This is a genomic window from Collinsella sp. AM24-1 (assembly GCF_003470325.1).
GTDB lineage: Bacteria > Actinomycetota > Coriobacteriia > Coriobacteriales > Coriobacteriaceae > Collinsella.
In genome coordinates, this window is record NZ_QRHM01000010.1 from 57,070 (window position 1) to 76,271 (window position 19,202).

15 protein-coding genes and 2 tRNA genes are annotated in these 19,202 nt (G+C 61.8%); 14 read left to right on the top strand and 3 right to left on the bottom strand.

What is annotated here, in order from left to right:
• Positions 1-118 precede the first annotated feature (118 nt).
• From ftsE to DW661_RS05570, 6 genes are all read left to right on the top strand, one after another.
• Positions 119-1,339, top strand: a complete 1,221-nt coding sequence (gene ftsE / locus DW661_RS05545; RefSeq protein WP_118449944.1) for a cell division ATP-binding protein FtsE — start codon at positions 119-121, stop codon at positions 1,337-1,339.
• Positions 1,326-2,246: a permease-like cell division protein FtsX gene (ftsX, locus tag DW661_RS05550; RefSeq protein ID WP_117790266.1), complete on the top strand. Its 921-nt coding sequence runs from the start codon at positions 1,326-1,328 to the stop codon at positions 2,244-2,246. The genes ftsE and ftsX overlap by 14 nt, the downstream gene beginning before the upstream one ends.
• Positions 2,247-2,381: 135 nt before the next feature.
• Complete coding sequence (locus DW661_RS05555) at positions 2,382-4,517, top strand: ribonuclease R family protein (RefSeq protein WP_118934928.1); 2,136 nt, start codon at positions 2,382-2,384, stop codon at positions 4,515-4,517.
• Between the two features lie 177 nt (positions 4,518-4,694).
• Positions 4,695-5,300, top strand: a complete 606-nt coding sequence (locus tag DW661_RS05560; RefSeq protein ID WP_117629497.1) for a recombinase family protein — start codon at positions 4,695-4,697, stop codon at positions 5,298-5,300.
• 104 nt (positions 5,301-5,404) lie between these two features.
• A complete protein-coding gene (locus DW661_RS05565) occupies positions 5,405-5,986 on the top strand; it encodes a VanZ family protein (protein WP_118934930.1) in 582 nt (193 codons plus the stop codon).
• A gap of 122 nt (positions 5,987-6,108) precedes the next feature.
• Entirely contained in the window at positions 6,109-6,468 is a 360-nt protein-coding gene (locus DW661_RS05570; protein WP_117583016.1) for an arsenate reductase family protein, read from the top strand.
• Between the two features lie 72 nt (positions 6,469-6,540).
• Here the strand turns inward: DW661_RS05570 and DW661_RS05575 are convergent, their stop codons facing one another.
• Positions 6,541-6,951: a hypothetical protein gene (locus DW661_RS05575; RefSeq protein WP_117629499.1), complete on the bottom strand. Its 411-nt coding sequence runs from the start codon at positions 6,949-6,951 to the stop codon at positions 6,541-6,543.
• A gap of 266 nt (positions 6,952-7,217) precedes the next feature.
• Between DW661_RS05575 and DW661_RS05580 the strand changes: the two genes are divergently transcribed.
• The 6 genes from DW661_RS05580 to DW661_RS05605 all read left to right on the top strand — a co-directional run bounded on the left by DW661_RS05580 (position 7,218) and on the right by DW661_RS05605 (position 9,804).
• A tRNA-Gln gene (locus DW661_RS05580) sits at positions 7,218-7,291 on the top strand.
• 17 nt (positions 7,292-7,308) lie between these two features.
• A tRNA-Glu gene (locus tag DW661_RS05585) sits at positions 7,309-7,385 on the top strand.
• A 97-nt stretch (positions 7,386-7,482) separates the two neighbouring features.
• On the top strand, positions 7,483-8,400 hold the full coding sequence (locus tag DW661_RS05590) for a hypothetical protein (protein WP_117634813.1): 918 nt from the start codon (positions 7,483-7,485) through the stop codon (positions 8,398-8,400).
• The gene (gene smpB, locus DW661_RS05595; protein ID WP_006235325.1) at positions 8,390-8,860 is read left to right on the top strand and encodes an SsrA-binding protein SmpB; all 471 of its coding nucleotides are present in this window, start codon (positions 8,390-8,392) and stop codon (positions 8,858-8,860) included. The genes DW661_RS05590 and smpB overlap by 11 nt, the downstream gene beginning before the upstream one ends.
• A 207-nt stretch (positions 8,861-9,067) precedes the next feature.
• Positions 9,068-9,571, top strand: a complete 504-nt coding sequence (locus DW661_RS05600; protein WP_118934932.1) for a flavin reductase family protein — start codon at positions 9,068-9,070, stop codon at positions 9,569-9,571.
• Positions 9,572-9,660: 89 nt separating this feature from the next.
• Positions 9,661-9,804 carry a rubredoxin-like domain-containing protein gene (locus tag DW661_RS05605; protein WP_055251878.1) on the top strand — a complete coding sequence of 48 codons (144 nt, stop codon included), beginning with the start codon at positions 9,661-9,663 and terminating at the stop codon, positions 9,802-9,804.
• Positions 9,805-10,113: 309 nt separating this feature from the next.
• Here DW661_RS05605 and DW661_RS05610 read toward each other — a convergent pair whose 3' ends face one another.
• Positions 10,114-11,370: an Nramp family divalent metal transporter gene (locus DW661_RS05610; RefSeq protein ID WP_118934933.1), complete on the bottom strand. Its 1,257-nt coding sequence runs from the start codon at positions 11,368-11,370 to the stop codon at positions 10,114-10,116.
• A gap of 75 nt (positions 11,371-11,445) precedes the next feature.
• Positions 11,446-12,192: a 2,3-diphosphoglycerate-dependent phosphoglycerate mutase gene (gpmA, locus tag DW661_RS05615; RefSeq protein ID WP_199408876.1), complete on the bottom strand. Its 747-nt coding sequence runs from the start codon at positions 12,190-12,192 to the stop codon at positions 11,446-11,448.
• 566 nt (positions 12,193-12,758) lie between these two features.
• Between gpmA and gltB the strand changes: the two genes are divergently transcribed.
• Positions 12,759-17,456, top strand: a complete 4,698-nt coding sequence (gene gltB / locus DW661_RS05620) for a glutamate synthase large subunit (protein WP_117629564.1) — start codon at positions 12,759-12,761, stop codon at positions 17,454-17,456.
• A 5-nt stretch (positions 17,457-17,461) separates the two neighbouring features.
• A complete protein-coding gene (locus tag DW661_RS05625) occupies positions 17,462-18,943 on the top strand; it encodes a glutamate synthase subunit beta (RefSeq protein ID WP_118934935.1) in 1,482 nt (493 codons plus the stop codon).
• The last annotated feature ends 259 nt before the right edge of the window (positions 18,944-19,202 follow it).

Below are 19,202 nucleotides of genomic sequence, written 5' to 3' on the forward strand. Positions count from 1 at the left end.
AACCCTGTGCGCAGCCGGTGGGACCAAACCCCGCCATGCTTCTTATGTGCAGTAAAGCTAATGCTGCTAAAATACAAAGCGCTCATGTAGTTTAAACGCACGACGATAAGGAGCACCAGTGGGTAACCACTTCCGTACCTCCGGTGCGGGCGATGATGCCCCCAAGACGCAGACAGGCGTCCAGGGCAGCCGTTTCGCCACTCCGGATTCAGAGGGCCAGCCTGTTGCTCAGGCCCCCGCTCAGCCGGCAGATCAGGCACAGCCGGCATCCGATCCCTTTGCCTACAATCCCACCAGCGATGTCGCGCTTTCCGGCACGGCGGGTTTTGAGCCCGTTCAGGCCGTGACCGCTCGCGTGGAGCAGCCTCAGGCTGGCGCCGCCACGCCGCAGCCTACCATGGCCGGCATTCCCGACCCCATGGCCCCTGCGACGCCGGTTCCTCAGCCTGCGCAGTCTGGCCTCTTTGCCGCTATTCCCGATCCCACGCAGCCTGCTGCCCCGGTGGTCGAGAGCGATCAGGCAGCCGAGGTCGCAAGCCTCGATAGCGCGCTCAACAACCCCGATTTTACGTCGGTGTTTGCGCCCATCGATCCGCAGGCCAGCCGCAAGAAGATGGCCAAGCAGGCCGGTGTCGAGCCCGTCATCCTTATGGAGCATGTCACCAAGATCTATCCGGCACAGCCCAACAAGCCTGCACTCGACGACATCAACATCGAGATCTATCCGGGCGAGTTCGTCTTCCTGGTCGGTCATTCCGGCTCGGGTAAGACCACGCTGCTGTCGACGCTCAACCGCGACGTCAAGCCGACGAGCGGCCGCATTTTGGTTGCCGGTCAGGACCTCATGAAGATCAAGAACCGCAAGGTTCCGTTCCTGCGCCGCCAGATTGGCGCCGTGTTCCAGGACTTTAAGCTTCTGCCGCAAAAGACCGCCTACGAAAACGTGGCGTTTGCCCTGCAGTGCATCGGCAAGCCCAGGGGCGTCATTCGCAGCCAGGTGCCCGAGGTGCTGCGTCTGGTCGGTCTGGCCGATCAGATGGACTCGCTGCCCGACCAGCTTTCCGGTGGCGAGCAGCAGCGCGTTGCCGTCGCCCGCGCTATGGTCAACCGTCCGCCGCTGCTGATCTGCGACGAGCCCACGGGTAACCTCGACCCGGCGATCTCGCTGGGCATCATGAAGCTGCTCGAGCGCATTAACCGCACCGGCACCACCGTGATCGTCGCCACGCACGACCGCGAGATGGTCGATAGCATGCACCGTCGCGTGATCGCCCTCGAGGGCGGCCACGTTATCCGCGACCAGGAGAGGGGAGGCTACGGCAACTATGGCACCAACTAACGTGGGCTACTCCTTCAAAGAGGCAATCAGCCACTTCTTCCGTAACTGGACTACCTCGCTCGGCGCCGTCATCACGATCTTCCTTTCGCTGTTTATCATCGGCCTGTTCATCATGGGCTCCGCGATGCTGAACTCCGTGATCGGCACCGTCGAGGATCAGGTTGTCATCAACGCGTTCATTAGCGATGACGCCGATCAGGCCGATGTTCAGGCTTTTGAGGCCGAGCTTAAGACGTGGAATAACGTCAAGTCCGTGACCTATAAGGACAAGGACGACGCGCTGGCCGAGTATACGAGCAAGATGTCGGGCAACGCCGACGCCACCATGAGCGCGCTCGATGGCCAGAACCCGCTGCCGGCTTCGTTTGCAATTGAGATGGACGATCCGTCCAAGGTCGAGAGCACGGCAGAGAAGCTCAAGAAGAACACCGACTTCCAGAAGATCGCGGATGACGGCGACGTCAACGCGAGCGTGCTGTACGGCCAGGAGGAAGTGAGCCGCCTGTTCCAGGTGACCAACTACATCCGCATCGCCGCCGTGGTGCTCGTTGGCCTTCTGACCTTTATCGCATTCATCTTCATCAACAACACGATTCGCCTGTCCATCACGGCGCGTCGTCGTGAGATTGCGATTATGCGTCTGGTCGGCGCCAGCAACGGCTTCATTCGCGGCCCGTTTATCACCGAGGGCGTACTGCAGGCCATTTTGGGCTCGCTGCTTTCCATCGGCGTTCTGGAGCTGCTGCGCAATCTGATGATTCCGCGTTTGCAGGAGAGCATCGGCTGGATGTCGTTTGCCCTGCCGATGCAGTACTACCTGGTGACCTATGCTGCGCTGATTCTGGTCGGTGTGATTATCGGTCTCTTTGGTTCTGCCATAGCCATGCGCCGCTACCTGCGCGTGTAGGCATGCCTGGAATTCATCCCTTCCAACGGGTCGTCTCTTATGGGGCGGCCCGTTTTTTGATCCCAAGGGAACGGCAGGAAAGCGAATCATTTGGGTAGACTCTTTGGAGTTCGTCATCGATAGCAAGGAGGCGCCATGGGGCGCAATAACAAGCATAAGCGCGGTGCCCGCAATAAGCGTGGGCCGGTGCGCAGCGAACGCCGTCCGAGCCTGACCGGGCGCGTGCAGCTCCATGAGCATGGCGCCTATGTCATAACCGAGAGCGGCGACTACAAGGTTATGGGCCGCGGTAAGCGCGAGATCATGGATGGCGATACCGTTGCCGTGAGCATTAAGAACAGCCCGCACGGTGAGCGGCGCGCCGTGATCGAGGGCGTGGTTGAGCGCGCAGCCATAAGCGTGGTGGGTACGTACCAGACCGCTGGTCCGCTCGGTGTGATCGAGCCGCTCGATTCGCGCCTGAAGGCCGACTTCTTCATTCTGCCCGAGGATACCTCGGCGGATCGTCTGGGCGTCCACCCGGGTGATGCCGTTGTCGCGCGCATTTTGACCTACCCGACGCGCCTGGAATCGGGCACCGTGACGATCGAACGCCGCATTGGCGGAGATGACGCGCCCGATTTGGGCGTTCAATACGTGATGGCGCGTTACGGCTATACCGATAGCTATCCCGAGGCCGCGCTGGACGAGGCCGAGGGACTTTCGCTCGATGTGTCCGCGGCGCTTAAGGACCCGCTCCGCCGCGATCTGCGCGACCGCTTTGTCATCACGATCGACCCGGTCGACGCGCGCGACTTTGACGATGCCATTTCGCTTGAGCGCACGCCCGAGGGTGGCTACAAGCTGGGTGTGCATATCGCTGACGTTTCTCACTATGTGGCTTGGGACGGGCATATCGATCTTGAGGCTCGCCATCGTACGACATCGGTGTATCTGGCCGATCGCGTGCTTCCCATGCTGCCCGAACGCCTGTCCTGTGACCTGTGTTCGCTTCGCCCTGACGAGGACCGTCTTGCGTTTACCGTTGACATTGAACTCGATGCGCAGGGTCGCGTGCGGCATTACGATCCGTACCCCAGCGTGATTCGCTCGCGTGTGCGTATGGACTATGACGGCGCCGAGGCGCTGCTGGTGCGTGCCGGCGCGGTGGAGTATGGGGTGCTGGAGGGTGCGGCCGAGGATGTTGCGGCTGCTGAGGCCTCGCGCGAGGAGGCGCTTGAGCGCGGTCTTGCGTGCGAGGAAACTGCTCGCGGCTATAACGTCGACCTCGGCGATTTCCTTGTCGCCGCCAACGAACTCGCCGAACTTCGCCGTCGTATTCGTCGTGCCCGCGGCTCAGTCGATTTTGACACGGCCGAGATTCGCGCTCTATTGGATGAGGACGGAGTACCCGTGCAGATTGTGGCGCGCGAGCGTTCGTGTGCCACGTCGCTTATCGAGGAAGCCATGCTACTCGCCAACGAGTGCGTTGCAGAGTGGCTGGCAGACCGTGATATCGAGGCCTGCTATCGCGTGCATGAGGATCCGAGCCCCGATAGCCTGCACGGTGCCGCCGTTGCGCTGGCGCAGCTGGGCATCATCGACGATCGCCGTGCTGCCGGTATCGCCCTGGGGAGTCCCGATGAGCTACAGGCTGCAGTTGATGCTGCCGCCGGTACGGCCAACGCACCGCTCGTCAACACGCTGCTTCTGCGCAGCATGCAGCGCGCACTGTACAAGCCGCGCAACGAGGGCCACTTTGCGCTCGCCGCGCCGTGCTACTGTCACTTTACGAGTCCCATCCGTCGCTACCCCGATCTGGTGGTGCACCGCGTGCTCAAACTGCAGTTGGCCTATGAGCAGCTCGGCGGCAAGGACGCCCTGGTCCGTACACCGCGGCTGATCGGCAAGGGGCGCGAGTCGCTGCCGCGCATTCTGCCGCAGATCTGCCGCGCATGCAGCGATGCCGAGCGCGCGGCAGATGCCGCTAGCCATGCGACGCAAAAGATCAAGATTGCCCAGTACTATGAGGATCGCCTGGGCGAGCGCTATGCCGGAACGGTCTCATGGGTCAGCAGCATGGGCCTCTTTGTGCGCTTGGACCTGACGCAGGTCGAAGGCTTGGTTTCGATCAAGAGTCTGGGCAACGAGTGGTTCGAGTTCGACGAGGATGCGCTTACGCTGACGGGCGCCGACACGGGGACTCGCTATGAACTGGGCCAGCGCGTGATTATCGAGGTTTCGCGCGTCAATACCACGCGTGGGCACTTGGACTTTAAGCTTATCCATTAGCCAAATCTCGACTCATGGCGGGAGAGCGGAGGGCGGTCTTTCGGGGCCGCCCTCCGCATTTGGATCATAGCTACCTTGCCGTCCGCTCGGCCGCCCGCTTACCTGCTATTCGAGAGGTAAAACCTACCAAAATAAACCTGTCCCTTTTTGGCAGGTTTACAAGAAAGCGGGGATGAGATGGCGACGGTGTATGGTTATGCGCGGGTGAGTTCGCGCGATCAGAATCTAAATCGGCAGCTGGATGCGCTGGGCGCCTATGGCGTGGGCTCGGCGAATATTTATGCCGACCATGCGAGCGGCAAGGACTTCGATCGCCCGCGGTATCGCGAGCTGCTGCACATCCTGGGAGACGGGGACGTGCTGGTGGTGCTTTCTATCGACCGGCTTGGCCGTAATTACTCCGAGATTCTTGAGGAATGGCGACGCATTACCAAGGAGCTCGGGGTTGCCATTGTGGTGTTGGACATGCCATTGCTTGACACGCGCGCCAGGGCCAGCGGCGCGCCGGATGTGACCAATACCCTGATTGCCGATATTGTGCTACAACTGCTGAGCTACGTGGCGCAGGTGGAGCGCGAGAATATTCATCGGCGCCAGGCGGAGGGGATTGCAGCGGCGCGGGCGCGAGGGGTCCGTTTTGGTCGACCTCGCAAGCCGTGCCCTCCTCAGTTTGAGCTGGTACGCGATAGCTATGAGGCAGGCGATATTACCCGCAGCCAGGCAGCAAAGTGCCTGGGCGTGTGCGTGGGGACGTTCGATCGCTGGATGCGCGAGGCGGGGTAGGGGTTTGCGTCGCTTTGGCGCTTCCTGTTGCGATTCAAATTTTGATACGGTGACGATGTCATTTGGGGCTACACTCGCTGATATTCAAAAAAGGAGGTAGGCCCTTGGCGCGCGTAAAACAAATAATCGGATGGACCGCGATCGTTCTGTTTACTGCAACGCTGGCGGGCATCTGGGTGCTGACGGAGCAAAATGCGGTGGAGACGTCGTTGCTGAGCGAGTCCACCGCGCGTGTGGTGGAGGGTCAAGCTACGGGCGTACAGGCTGCCGATGTCGCGGGTGAAGCTCAGACCGAGAATGGGATGACCGGGGGCACCGATTCGGCTGCTTCGAATGTCCGGTCTGGCCGACTTGCTTCCATTCGCATGTGGGTGGGCACGAACGTCCGTCGCGTTGCCCATACCGTAGAGTTTTTCTTCGTCGGATTGTTCGCCTCGGTGGTCGTGGTTTGCTTTTCCAGGCGTCCGTGGAGCGTATGCTCCCGTTGCGTGCCCGTGTTGCTCTTTTGCGCCGTCTGCTCCGTTGGCGATCAGGTACATAAGATCTTTGTTCCCGGCAGGCATTTCGACGTTATCGATTTAGGATTCGATGCTGCGGGCTATGTCACCGCCATGCTGTTGGTATTGCTGGCAGCGGCGTTGGTGCGCTATGCGACTCGGCCGATCGGCGCCCATGCGAGGCGCTAGCCTTAAGACGAGACATCGCGACTGCCTATGCTTCGACATTGGCTACAATAACGGCTGCAATCGCGAGTGGTCGTCGATGTGCAGTTTTCCGGACACCTGTTTTCTCTAAGAAAGGAAATCCCATGACCGTACTGTTTGTTGAATATCCCAAGTGCTCGACCTGTAAGAAGGCCAAGGCATGGCTGGACGAACACGGGGTAGAGTATATCGACCGCGATATCGTTTTGGACAATCCCACGGCTGATGAGCTTGCGACCTGGATTGCTCGTTCGGGACTGCCGGTGCGGCGCTTCTTTAATTCGTCGGGCATGAAATATCGAGAGCTGGGCCTGAAGGCGCGTCTAGATGCGGGCATGACGGATCGGGAGTGCTACGAGCTGCTGGCGACCGACGGCATGCTGGTCAAGCGTCCGCTGTTGGTGGGCGACGACTTTGCGATTCCCGGCTTTAGGGAAGCAGCTTGGACCGAGGCGCTGCTGTAGCGGCTGCGGAAAGTGCGACCCGTTTTGAGCGCTCGGGGTGGGACGTGTTTTCCATCGGAGGGCTCGCTCGGCTCAATCCTTGAGCTGTGCCCATTCGTGCGGACCGTAGACCTTTACGTGCTTGTTGGGCTTGCCGCTCCAGTACTCCTCGTCCATAAAGGGCAGATATGCCTGAACACCGGGGCAGATAAAGGGAATCCGCTGCTGTTGCAGTCGCTCGCGTTGGCGCTGCTCCAGGTGCGCCTCGGATATGACAGTCGGCATACCGGACAGCTCGACGAGGCTTGCCTGGATTCGCTTAAGGTCGGGGAGTCCCGCGTGCCATGACATCCGCATGATCAAAAAGGATGCACGGCGGTATTTTGCCTGCATCACCGTGATGGCGGGGCGCAGGGTGGGATGGATTTTGTCCCGTTCGGGCCAAAGGTCAGCAGTGATCTCGAGGCCCAGGGTCTCCCATAGGTAATCAAGCTCTTCGTCCATGGCGCCTCGATATCTACGTGATCATTGATACTTCGATTGTGTTGCCTGGTGCTATCGTTTTCGCGGTAGAATCTGCCAACGGTTGACGGCTACCGCTCGCGGCGTTTTGCCCTTCGTGTGCAGCGGTCGACTTCACAGGTCCTTCACGTGTCGGCCGTATTTGACTGAATTTCAAAAAAGTCAAAATTAGGGCTTGCGTCACGGCGGGACTTCCCGTATATTTCTTTCTTGCGCAAAGGCACAGCCGAGCGCAGCGATGCAGTCATTGGGATGTCGTCTAATGGCAGGACAGCGGATTCTGGTTCCGTCAATGGGGGTTCGACTCCCTCCATCCCAGCCATTGCATTTGCTACATATGGCCCGTTCGTCTAGCGGTTTAGGACGCCGCCCTCTCAAGGCGGAGATCACCAGTTCGAATCTGGTACGGGCTACCAAAATTGAACGCCCGGGCCTCGTAAGAGACCCGGGTTTTGTGTATTGACCGATATTTAAGGCGCGCGTTGAGTCTGCCGCCCGGACCGAGGAGTTGTCATGGACCTGCCTATCAGCTTGGAAGACATCACGTATGCCGAGAACTATCTGGCGCAGGGCGACCTGGCTACGGCGACGCCGCTGCTTGAGCGTCTGGTGGAGCTCGCCGAGGAGTATATCGACGCTGAGTGCAAGACGGAGGAGAAGCGCCAGTACTTTAGCTTCGACAGCAAGTTTGAGCGCCTGGCCTATCGCCGCGTGGAGAAGGATCCGCGCGAGCTGGTGCAGGTCGAGGTTCCCTTTGACCGCCTATACTCCGACATGGCGTTTGCCTACATTCGCCAGCAGGATTATGTGAGTGCTCGGAATGCCCTGATGCAGGCCGTGCGTTGGGATCCCATGAACTGCAACTATCGCTTGGACTTGGCCGAGCTGTTCCGCGCGCTCGAGGACAAGCAGGAGTGGGCATCGCTCTCGTTCTCGGTGCTGGAGCGCGCGAGCGACGGTAAGTGCGCCGCACGCGCCTACACCAATTTGGGTCAGTACTTCTTGGAGCCCGAGACCGAGAACATTTCGGCTGCCGTGGGCTGCGCGCGTCTGGCGCTGCGCCTGGCGCCCAACGATGCGCATACGACGCGCCTGCTCAACAAGATCCATACCACCTATCCGGATGCCGCGGACGAGAGTGACGACCATGTGATGGGTGAGCTAGCCCTGCAGGGCGTGCCGACCTCGCCTTCGGCCGAGATTGCCATCTGCCTGATCATGTGTGCGACCGACGCTGCGAGCGACGGCGACAAGCAGGAGGCTACGCGCCTGACGGTCCGTGCCCGCGACCTGGTGGGCGAGGAGGCGTGCGCGGCGATTATCAAGCTGGTGCGCGAGAGTGATGCCGAGCTTAACGCCGAGCGCAAGGCAAAGCGCGAGGCTGCGGGCTCAAACGCCGATGGCGCCAAGGAGGCCGGCGATGCCCAGTAAGCGCGAGCGCAAGCTCATTTCCAAGAATCGCTCGGCACATCACGAGTACTTTATCGATGAGACGTTTGAGTGCGGTATTGAGCTGAGCGGCACCGAGGTCAAGTCGATTCGCGAGCGCGCCTGCCAGATCACCGATACCTTTGCATTGATTCGTGGCGGTGAGTGCTGGCTCGTCGGCCTGCATATCCACCCTTATAGCCATGGTGGCGTGTGGAATCGCGATCCCGACCGTCGGCGCCGTCTGCTGCTGCACCGCAAGGAGATCGACTTTCTTGACGGCAAACTTCGCAACCGCGGCTATGCGCTGGTTCCGTTGGAGCTCTACTTTAATACCGACGGTCGCGTAAAACTGCTGCTGGGCCTGGGTCGCGGCAAGAAGCTCTACGACAAGCGCGAGGACATGGCCAAGCGTGATGTCCAACGCGAGATCGACCGCGCCCTCAAGGAACGCAACCGCTGACCGTCCTTCATAAGTTGCGGTGGAATACGGACTGGTTTGCCTGTTTGAGGGGGCTATTCAGTCCCTATTTCACCGCAACTGCGGGCGTCTCATCTTTCTTACTGTTCTGACACATATGTTTCAAAGGCGGCGTCCGTTATGGGCGCTGCCTTTTTTGTGGGTACATACATCCATGAGGTTCCAACCCGGGTTAGGGGAGTGATTGTTATGGACAAAACTGCGTTCTTTACCATGCCGAGCGGTCTGTACGTGGTGAGCGCCGCGGCAGACGGGCTGCGTGCCGGCTGCGTCATCAACACTGCGGTGCAGGTGACGTCCATGCCGCCGCGCATTTCGGTTGCCGTGAACAAGGACAACGTCACCTCGGGCGTCATCGCATCGGCCAAAGCGTTCGCACTGACCGTGATCGATCAGACCGCCGACATGCTCTACATCGGTAACTTTGGGTTCCGCACCAGCAGCGATTATGACAAGTTTGCCAAATACGAGACCCGCGAGACGGCTCTGGGCATGCCCTATGTGCCCGAGCACGCGACGGCCCTGTTTAGCTGCCGTTTGATCGACACTGTGGATGTGGGTACGCATCTACTGTTTATCGGCGAGGTCGGGGATGCCGAGCGCCTGAGCGACGAGACGCCGCTCACCTACGATTACTACCATAAGGTCCTGAAGGGCAAGACGCCTCCGAAGGCGTCCTCGTATCAAGGCTAGAAATGTTTTAAAAATACTTGCATTATATTATTGATAACATATACTAATAAGCGAAGTACATCACCAGTCGCGTTCGAGAGGAGAACATCATGGCTGAGGAGAAGAAGACGTATAAGTTCGTGTGCGTCGTTTGCGGTTACGAGGTTGAGGTCGACACGCCCGAGCTGCCCGAGGACTACGTGTGCCCGGTCTGCGGCGTCGGTCCCGATCAGTTTGAGCTCGTCGAGGAGTAGCTCGTCGGCACGCGGCTCACGGCAACACATAGCTCTGTCCAAGGGTCCCGGTCGGATATCCCGGCCGGGACCCTTTTCCTCCGCCCCCAAGGGATCACGGTTGCTGTTGGCCGATCCTGTCTGTTGTGAGTTCGGCCGACCTTTTGTCTCAATCTGTAACATCTAACGGTGGAAATTGGGTCCACTTGTTACAGATTGAGACAAACGGAGCTGTCCCTCGGAATGATCTCGATCTGTAACATCTAGACATCAAAAGCGGGTCTAGATGTTACAGATCGAGACGTTTGCCTGGGTAGGTGCCCCGTCCCATTACATCCCTGTCAACAACACGACATCGAGAATCGTCACGATGGCACCAATCCCTACGAGCAGCGCGTTGAGCGGGCGCGAATTGGCGTATTTGCCCATGACGCGGGGTGAACTGGTGAGCCGTATGAGCACAAAGACCGTAATCGGTAGCTGAAGCGACAGCAGTGCCTGACTCCAGATGAGACCTTCAAAAGGATTTGGGACGACCAGGCACGCCGTCACTGCGCCGACGAAACAGGCCGCCACCCCGATCGAGGAATGTCGGTCGTGGATATCGTATTCCTCGTCGAACATGCCCGCAGTGATGGTTCCCGCCGCCATGCCCGCTGTCACGCTGCTCGATAGTCCCGCGAACAGCAGCGCTATCGCAAAGATGGTCGAGCTCGCCGGGCCCAGAATGGGGGAGAGCGTGGCCGCTGCGACGGCGAGGTCGTCTACGACCATGCCGTGCGCAAAGAAGGTCGTTGCGGCAAGGATGACCATGGCCGAGTTGATTGCCCAGCCCACGCCCATCGAAAAGAGCGTGTCGAAGAGCTCGTAGCGCAGACGTTCTTCGATAACTTGCTCGCCTTGGCCTTCGAAGTGCATGGATTGGATGACCTCGGAGTGCAGAAAAAGGTTGTGTGGCATAACGACCGCACCCAGGACACTCACGATAATCGTTGCCGAGTCGGCAGGCATGCTGGGGATGATCCAGCTTGCGGCGGCCTGCGGCCAGTCGACCTTGACCAGCGCAAGCTCGGCCAAAAACGAGAGTCCTACCACGCCTACGAAGGCGATGATCCAGCGTTCGGCACGCTTGTAGGAGTTGGTCATGAGCATCGCCATCGATACTGCCGCCACGATGACGCAGCCCGCGCGCACGGGTAGCCCAAAGAGCATTTGAAGGGCAATCGCGCCGCCCAGGACTTCGGCCATGGCGGTGGCGACAGTCGCGAGATAGGCACTGGCGAGTACCGTGCGTCCAACGAAGCGGGGGAGGTAACGTGTCGTGGCCTCGGCAAGGCAGGCGCCCGTGGCGATACCCAGGTGCGCAGCGTTGTGCTGCAGCACAATGAGCATAATCGTGGACAGCGTGACGATCCACAGCAGCGCGTAGCCAAACTGCGAGCCCGCGGCCATATTGGAGGCCCAGTTGCCCGGGTCGATAAAGCCGACGGTCACGAGCAGCCCGGGGCCGATATGCCGCGCAATGTCTAGGCCTCCGTGACCACCGGTGCGTCGGGAGCCAAAGTGTTGTTTGAGATGGTTGAGCATGGTGCGCTCCTGCATATGGGCGGCGTGACGTCGCATCTGGGTCGTGCGGCGCCACGCGTCGGATTTGGGTTGGGGCTACTTGTGCGCTTTGCCCTGATTGGCCACGGCGTCGATCTTGGCGGCGATGGTCGCCGGGTCGCCGATGTAGCGCTTGTCGAGGACGTTGAAATCGGTGTCGAAGGTGTAGACGAGCGGCACGCCGGTGGGGATGTTGACCTTGAGGATCTCCTCGGGCGTGAGGTGCTCGAGCTTCATGACGAGTGAGCGCAGGGAGTTGCCGTGTGCGGCGATGAGTACGCGCTTGCCGGCGAGCATCTGGGGGCGAATCTCGTCTTCGAAATAAGGCCAGGCGCGGGCGATCGTGTCCCTGAGGCACTCGGTATAGGGCAGCTGATCGGGCGCGACATCACGGTATTGCTCCTGGGTGTGGGGATCGCGCGCGTCGTCCGGCTCGAGTGCCGGCGGGCAGACATCGAAGGAGCGGCGCCAGATGAGCACCTGCTCGTCGCCGTGCTCCGCTGCGGCATCGGCCTTGTTGAGACCCTGCAACGCTCCGTAGTGGCGCTCGTTGAGCTTCCAGGATTTGATGACGGGCAGCCACTCGCGATCCATTTGGCCGAGCACGATGTTGAGGGTGTGGATCGCGCGCTTGAGGCGCGAAGTGTAGCAGACGTCAAAGTCGAAACCGGCTTCTTTGAGGGCTCGACCGCCTGCTGCGGCTTCTTCGCGGCCCGTGTCGGTGAGCTCAACATCGGTCCAGCCGGTGAACAGGTTGAGCTTGTTCCACTCGGACTCTCCGTGACGGATGAGGACGAGTTGCATCGTCTGCTGGTCTGCTTGGTGCGCCATAGGGGCCTCCTTGATCTGGCACGGTGTGCGTGCCGTTTGCTTGACGCCGCAAAGGATACCCGTTTTAAGCTTAAAAGTTAACCAAGACTAACAAAATTGTTGTATTTGAATGGGATGGTGAAAGGGGGCTGCCGAAATGTCTCGATCTGTAACAACGAGGGATGGAAATTGGGCCTAGGTGTTACAGATCGAGACAGGAAGAAATGGTCCTATGGAAAATCTCGATTTGTAACAGCTGGCCGCCAAAACCGGCCCTTCGTGTTACAGATCGAGACAAACCAAAACCGCTCCGCAGAAAATCTCAATCTGTAACATCTAGGCGCCAAAATCCGCTCTTCCTGTTACAGATTGAGATGTTTGAAGCGGTGAGCTTACAGGCCGAACTTGGGGCCTATGTTGTCGCCCTTGAGGTCGGCGGTGTCCACTCGTAGGGCGTGCGTTACGCGATTGTTTCGAAACGGGTGGGAAACACAACGGGTCGGCGATGCTCCTAGTATGCCTATTCAACTGACTGTCTAAATATCTAGGGGAGGATCGCGATGCAGGCAGATTCCGCTCAGCAGCAGGGCCTTTATCGCCCCGAATTCGACCACGATGCATGTGGCATCGGCGCGCTTGCCGATATCAACGGTGAGCGCCATCACCAGATTCTGGACGACGCACTGTCCATTCTGGTCAACTTGGAGCACCGCGGCGGCACGGGACTCGAGAAGAATACCGGCGATGGCGCTGGCATCCTGTTCCAGGTTCCGCATCACTTTTTCCGTAAAGAGGCTCAAAAGTGCGGTCAGATTCTGCCGGCAGAGGGCGACTATGGCGTGGCCATGCTGTTCTTCCCGCAGGACGACAAGGGCGTAGAGGATGCCCGCCGCGTGTTTGAGGAGGGCTGTGCCGAGGCCGGCGTGCCGCTGCTCTTTTGGCGCGAGGTGCCCGTCGACCCGCACGACCTGGGCGAGACGGCCCGCGCCTGCATGCCCACTATCCTGCAGGCCTTCCTGGGCCGTCCGGACGACACGCCCGCCGGCGATGCCTTTGAGCGTCGCCTGTACGTGTGCCGCCGCACCATCGAAAAGAAGGCCGATGCCGAGTTTGCCCTGCGAGACAAGATCTTCTACGTGTGCTCCATGAGCTCGCGCACCATCGTGTACAAGGGCATGCTGGTCGCCACGCAGATGCGCCGCTTCTTCATCGACCTCAACGACGCCGCCGTCAAAACGGCCGTGGCGCTCGTCCACTCGCGCTACTCCACCAACACCACGCCCAGCTGGGAGCGTGCGCACCCCAACCGCTTTATCATCCATAACGGCGAGATCAACACCCTCAAGGGCAACGTCAACTGGATTCGCGCCCGCGAACCCAACCTGTACAGCCCCGTGCTGCAGCACGATCTTGAGCGCGTGATGCCCATCATCAACCGCGAGGGTTCCGACTCCGCGATTCTGGACAACGTGCTCGAATTCTTGGTCATGAACGGTCGCCCGCTCACGCGTGCCGCGTCCATGTTGCTGCCCGAGCCGTGGGACCACAACGATAGCCTGAGTGAGGAGCGCCGCGCCTACGACGCTTACCAGTCCATGCTCATGGAGCCCTGGGACGGCCCGGCGGCCATCGCCTTTACCGACGGTCGCACGCTGGGCGCCGCCCTCGACCGCAACGGCTTGCGCCCCGCCCGCTACTACGTGACGCGCGATGGCCGCTTTATGCTGGCAAGCGAGGTGGGCACCATCGAGGTGAGCCCCGAGAACATCCTGACGAGCGGCTGCCTGGGACCGGGCCAGATGCTCGAGGTCGATTTTGCCCGCGGCCGCGTGATCTACAACGACGAGCTGCGCGCCCGCTATGCCAAGGAGAAGCCCTACCGCGACTGGATTGCCGAGGAGACACTGACCGTCGACGCGCTCGATGAGCCCGCCGCGCCCGCGCCCGCCGAGGATGCCGAGGTGCCCGCCGCCGTGCGCATGGCCAAGCTCGGCTATCACTGGGATGATGTTGACGAGGTCGTGCGCCCCATGGCCCAGCAGGGCAAGGCCCCGCTCGCCTCGATGGGTATCGATGCGCCGTTGGCCTGCCTGTCCAAGAAGACGCGTTCGTTCTTTGACTACTTCTATCAGCTGTTCGCTCAGGTCACGAATCCTCCGATCGATGCCCTGCGCGAGCACATGGTGACTTCGACCACGCTCTACCTGGGCAACCACGGCAACCTGCTCGAGGATTCCCGCACGGCCTGTCAGCTGGTGCGCTTGGAGCGCCCATTGCTCAACGAGGAAGAGTTCGAGCATATCTGTGCCATCGACCGTGTTGGCTTTAAGACCCGTCGTTTCCGTGCCGTCTACCGCCGCGATGCCGGCGAGGGCGCGCTGCAGGCTGCGCTCAAACAGCTTGCCGAGGACGTTGAGGCTGCGGTCCGCGACGGCGTGAACATTGTGGTGTTGAGCGATCGTGCCGCTGCGGGCGAGGTGCCCGTGCCGTCGCTGCTCGCCGTGGGCTGCGTGCACAACCACCTGATCCGCGCCGGCGTGCGTACTTTTGCCGACATCGTGGTGGAGTGCGGTGACGCCGTGTCCCCGCACGACTTTGCGGCACTGGTGGGCTACTCCGCGAGCGGCATCTATCCGTACAACGCACATGCGTGCATCCGCGATCTGGCGGCACGCGGCGACCTGGACGTGACGGCCGAGCAGGGCATCGCCAACTACAACAAGGCTGCGACCGCCGGCATCGTCTCCATCATGTCCAAGATGGGCATCTCCACGGTGCAGAGCTACCATTCGGCGCAGATCTTCGAAGCCGTGGGCTTTACGCCGGAGTTCGTCAACGCGTACTTTGCCGGCACGGTGAGCCGTGTGGGCGGTATGGGTGTCGAGGACGTTGAACGCGAGCAAAACGAGCGCTACGACGCCGCGCTCGCTATCCTTAAGAGCCCGGCTCCCGATCAGCTGCCCACGCTGGGCCTGACCAAGTGGCGCCCGCTCGGCGGCGAGGAACACCTCATCGACCCCCAGACCGTCTACCTGCTGCAGACCGCCTGCCGTGAGGACAGCTACGACACCTTTAAGGAGTACAGCGCCCGCCTGCACCGCACCGGCCGTGCCGTGCGTCTGCGCGACTTGCTCGACTTTGATGCCAGCGGCCGCACGCCGGTTTCGCTCGACGAGGTCGAGCCCGCGCTCAACATCGTCCGCCGCTTTAACACCGGCGCCATGTCGTACGGCTCCATCAGCAAAGAGGCGCACGAGTGCATGGCCATCGCCATGAATCGCCTGCACGGACGCTCCAACTCGGGCGAGGGCGGCGAGGACCCGCGTCGCGAGACCCCGCTGGCTAACGGTGACTCCAAGAACTCCGCGATCAAGCAGGTGGCAAGCGCGCGCTTTGGCGTGACGAGCCGCTACCTGTGCAGCGCCTTCGAGATCCAGATCAAGATGGCCCAGGGCGCCAAGCCCGGCGAGGGCGGTCACCTGCCCGGCAAGAAGGTCTACCCCTGGATTGCCGAGGTCCGTCAGTCCACGCCCGGCATCGGCCTGATCTCGCCTCCGCCGCATCACGACATCTACTCTATCGAAGACCTGGCCGAGCTCATCTTCGACCTTAAGAACGCCAACCCCGGCGCGCGCGTGTCGGTCAAGCTGGTCAGCGAGGCCGGCGTCGGCACCATCGCCACCGGTGTGGCCAAGGGTGCTGCCGACAAGATCTTGATCAGTGGCCACAACGGCGGCTCGGGTGCCGCTGCGCGCGACTCTATCTGGCATGCGGGACTGCCGTTGGAACTTGGCCTTGCCGAGGCCCAGCAGACGCTGCTGCAAAACGGCCTGCGCTCACGCGTGGTGCTCGAGGCCGACGGCAAGCTCATGGACGGCACCGATGTTGCCGTCGCCTGCCTGCTGGGCGCCGAGGAGTTTGGCTTTGCGACCATGCCGCTCATCTCGATGGGCTGCTTCATGCAGCGCGACTGCCAGCAGGATACCTGCCCCGCCGGCATCGCGACGCAAAACTGTCGCCTGCGTCGCGGCTTCCGCGGCAAGCCCGAGCATGTCGAGCACTTTATGCTCTTTGTTGCCGAGCAGCTGCGCGAGGTCATGGCGAGCCTGGGCTTCCGCACCGTCGACGAGATGGTCGGCCATCCCGAGTGCTTGCGCCAGATCGAGGTCCCGGGCAACCGCAAGGCTAACCTGCTCGATCTGTCGCCCGTGCTGGCGAGCGCGACCTGCGAGTTCGGTGCCCACATCTCGGGTGCCGACGGCCGTCACTTCCTGCCCCAGATGGCTGCGGACAGCGAGCTCGACAAGACGCTCGACTCCACGCTGTTTGTGCCTTACACGGCCGACGCTCGCGCGCACCTGCGCCCGATTCGCTTCCGCGCCGATATCGCCAACGTCAACCGCTGCGTGGGCACTATCCTGGGCAACGCGGTGACCAAGGCACATCCCGAGGGCCTGCCCGCCGGCTCCATCACCATCGATTGCGATGGTTCGGCCGGTCAGAGCTTTGGCGCCTTCCTGCCGCGCGGCATTACGCTCAACGTGTGCGGCGACGCCAACGACTACTTTGGCAAGGGCCTTTCGGGCGGCGAGGTGTCGGTGCGCCCCAACCCGCATGCGACCTACAAGTTCGACGAAAACATCATCGTGGGTAACGTTGCGTTCTTTGGCGCCACGAGCGGCCACGGCTTCATCAACGGCCTGGCCGGCCAGCGCTTTGGCGTACGCAACTCCGGTGCCACCGTGGTGGTCGAGGGCTGCGGCAACCACGGCTGTGAGTACATGACGGGCGGCCTGGCGCTCATCCTGGGCGAGGTCGGGCAGAACTTTGCCGCCGGCATGACGGGCGGCGTGGCCTATGTCTTTGACCAGTACGGCACGCTCGATGCCCGCGTGAACCACGAGAGCGTTGAGCTCAAGGCCCCGACGGCCGGCGAGCTGGCACAGATTCGCGAGCTCATCCAAGAGCACGTGGACGCGACGCAGAGCCCGCGCGGCATCAAGCTGCTCTACAGCTTTGAGACGATGAGCAAGCACTTTGTGAAGGTCATTCCGACCGAGTACGAGCGTGTGCTGGCGATTGTCGCTGCGAGCGAGGCCGTCGGCAAGACGCATGCGCAGGCAGAGGAGCTGGCGTTTGACATTGTGACCGGTCGCGCGAGCGCCGCGGATGTCGCTCGCTTCGATATTGCGGGCGGTGCTGCGGGTGCTGCGTCCGTGGCCGCCAGCTCTGTTGCTTCGACCAAGAAGGAGGCGTAAGTGCTATGGGTAAGCCCGGTGCTTTTCTTGATATCGATCGCGTGACCCACGAGCTTCGCCCCGTGGAGGAGCGCAGCCGCGATTTCGATCCGCTGTACGTGGAGCTTGACGACGATGCACGCCGTGCCCAGGCGAGCCGCTGCATGATGTGCGGCGTGGCGTTTTGCCAGATGGGCGCGAGCTTTGGCAAGGCACGCCCGAGCGGCTGCCCGCTGCACAACCTGATTCCCGAGTGGAATGAGTTGGTGTACCGCGGCCGCTGGGACGAGGCGGCCGAGCGCCTGTCGCTCACCTCGCCCATGCCCGAGTTCACGAGCCGCGTGTGCCCGGCGCTGTGCGAGGCCGCGTGCAACCTGGGTTCGGTCGATGGCCAGCCCACGACGATCCATGACAACGAGCGTGCGATCAGCGACCATGAGTGGGCAAACGGCGGCCCGCGCCGCTTTGAGCCGGCAGGGGAGGACGCGCCCTCGGTTGCCGTGGTGGGCTCCGGTCCTGCTGGTCTGGTGGCAGCATGGGAGCTTGCGCGTCGTGGCGCCCGCGTGACGGTGTTTGAGCGCGACGACCGCCCGGGCGGCCTGCTCATGTACGGCATTCCTAACATGAAGCTCGAGAAGTCCGTTGTCGAGCGTCGCGTGGCGCTCATGCGCGAGCTGGGCATTGTGTTCGAGCTGAGTGCTGATGCGAATGACCCTGCGGTGGCGGCCAAGCTCAATGGCTTTGACGCCGTCGTGGTGGCTGCTGGTGCCCGCGCTCCGCGTGGGCTTTCGGCTGCGAACGTGGATGCTCCCGGCGTGGTGTATGCCGTGGACTACCTGACGGCTTCGACCGTCTCGGTGCTCGACGGCGGCGAGCCCGCGGTGAACGCGCGCGGCTTGGACGTCGTGGTCATTGGCGGTGGCGATACGGGCAACGACTGCGTAGGTACCGCGGTGCGCCAGGGTGCGCGCAGCGTGCGCCAGTTTGAGTTCTTGCCGGCTGCGCCCGATAAGCGTGCGGCGAGCAACCCTTGGCCGCAGTGGCCCAATGTAAAGAAGACCGACTACGGCCAGCAGGAGGCCATTGCCGCCATGGGCGGCGAGATGCGTGCCTGGGGCGTGGATACCCTCGAGGTGCTGCTGGACAAGAAGGGCGCGGCTGCGGGTCTGCGCGTGGTCGATCTGGACTGGTCGGCGGGAAAGCCCGAGCGCATCGCGGGTTCCGAGCACGAGGTGCCGGCGCAGCTGGTGCTCATCGCCTGCGGCTTTACGGGTCCCGAGCATGGCGTGTTCGATGCGGTGAACGTACCTGTTGCCACGGCGGGCCGTCCGCTGCCGGTGATGGCTGCCGAGGGCTCGCACCTTGCGGCCCGTGTCGACGGCGTCGTCGCGGATGCCGCACCGGTGTACGTGGCGGGTGATGCCCGCAACGGCAGCTCGCTCGTTGTGAGTGCCATGGCCGATGCCCTGGCCTGTGCAGCCGAAGTCGCCGACGCGCTGGCACTGTAAGGTAGTCATTCAAGAACGTCCATTACAGTCGAAATTGTCAGCCCGGGCCCGTCTCGGGCTACGATTGAGGCGCGCCCAGAACGGGCCGCCGACCGGGCGCCCGCGCACGGCCGAACGTCCCTGCCCCCGAGAGGGCCCGTTGGGTGCTGCCGGCGCGGGACGCGCCGCCCCCGACGGCTGATAGGAAAGTGCCGGGCAGAGGCCGCGGCTGGTAATGTGTGAGCTGTATCGTTTTATCGGACACGGATCGCCGCTCCCT

What these genes read in the sequence shown, in the direction of transcription:
- ftsX (WP_117790266.1), top strand. Translation starts at nt 1,326, where the DNA reads ATGGCACCAACTAACGTGGGCTACTCCTTCAAAGAGGCAATCAGCCAC.
- DW661_RS05555 (WP_118934928.1), top strand. Translation starts at nt 2,382, where the DNA reads ATGGGGCGCAATAACAAGCATAAGCGCGGTGCCCGCAATAAGCGTGGG.
- DW661_RS05560 (WP_117629497.1), top strand. Translation starts at nt 4,695, where the DNA reads ATGGCGACGGTGTATGGTTATGCGCGGGTGAGTTCGCGCGATCAGAAT.
- DW661_RS05570 (WP_117583016.1), top strand. Translation starts at nt 6,109, where the DNA reads ATGACCGTACTGTTTGTTGAATATCCCAAGTGCTCGACCTGTAAGAAG.
- DW661_RS05575 (WP_117629499.1), bottom strand. Translation starts at nt 6,951, where the DNA reads ATGGACGAAGAGCTTGATTACCTATGGGAGACCCTGGGCCTCGAGATC.
- DW661_RS05590 (WP_117634813.1), top strand. Translation starts at nt 7,483, where the DNA reads ATGGACCTGCCTATCAGCTTGGAAGACATCACGTATGCCGAGAACTAT.
- smpB (WP_006235325.1), top strand. Translation starts at nt 8,390, where the DNA reads ATGCCCAGTAAGCGCGAGCGCAAGCTCATTTCCAAGAATCGCTCGGCA.
- DW661_RS05600 (WP_118934932.1), top strand. Translation starts at nt 9,068, where the DNA reads ATGGACAAAACTGCGTTCTTTACCATGCCGAGCGGTCTGTACGTGGTG.
- DW661_RS05605 (WP_055251878.1), top strand. Translation starts at nt 9,661, where the DNA reads ATGGCTGAGGAGAAGAAGACGTATAAGTTCGTGTGCGTCGTTTGCGGT.
- DW661_RS05610 (WP_118934933.1), bottom strand. Translation starts at nt 11,370, where the DNA reads ATGCTCAACCATCTCAAACAACACTTTGGCTCCCGACGCACCGGTGGT.
- gpmA (WP_199408876.1), bottom strand. Translation starts at nt 12,192, where the DNA reads ATGCAACTCGTCCTCATCCGTCACGGAGAGTCCGAGTGGAACAAGCTC.
- gltB (WP_117629564.1), top strand. Translation starts at nt 12,759, where the DNA reads ATGCAGGCAGATTCCGCTCAGCAGCAGGGCCTTTATCGCCCCGAATTC.
- DW661_RS05625 (WP_118934935.1), top strand. Translation starts at nt 17,462, where the DNA reads ATGGGTAAGCCCGGTGCTTTTCTTGATATCGATCGCGTGACCCACGAG.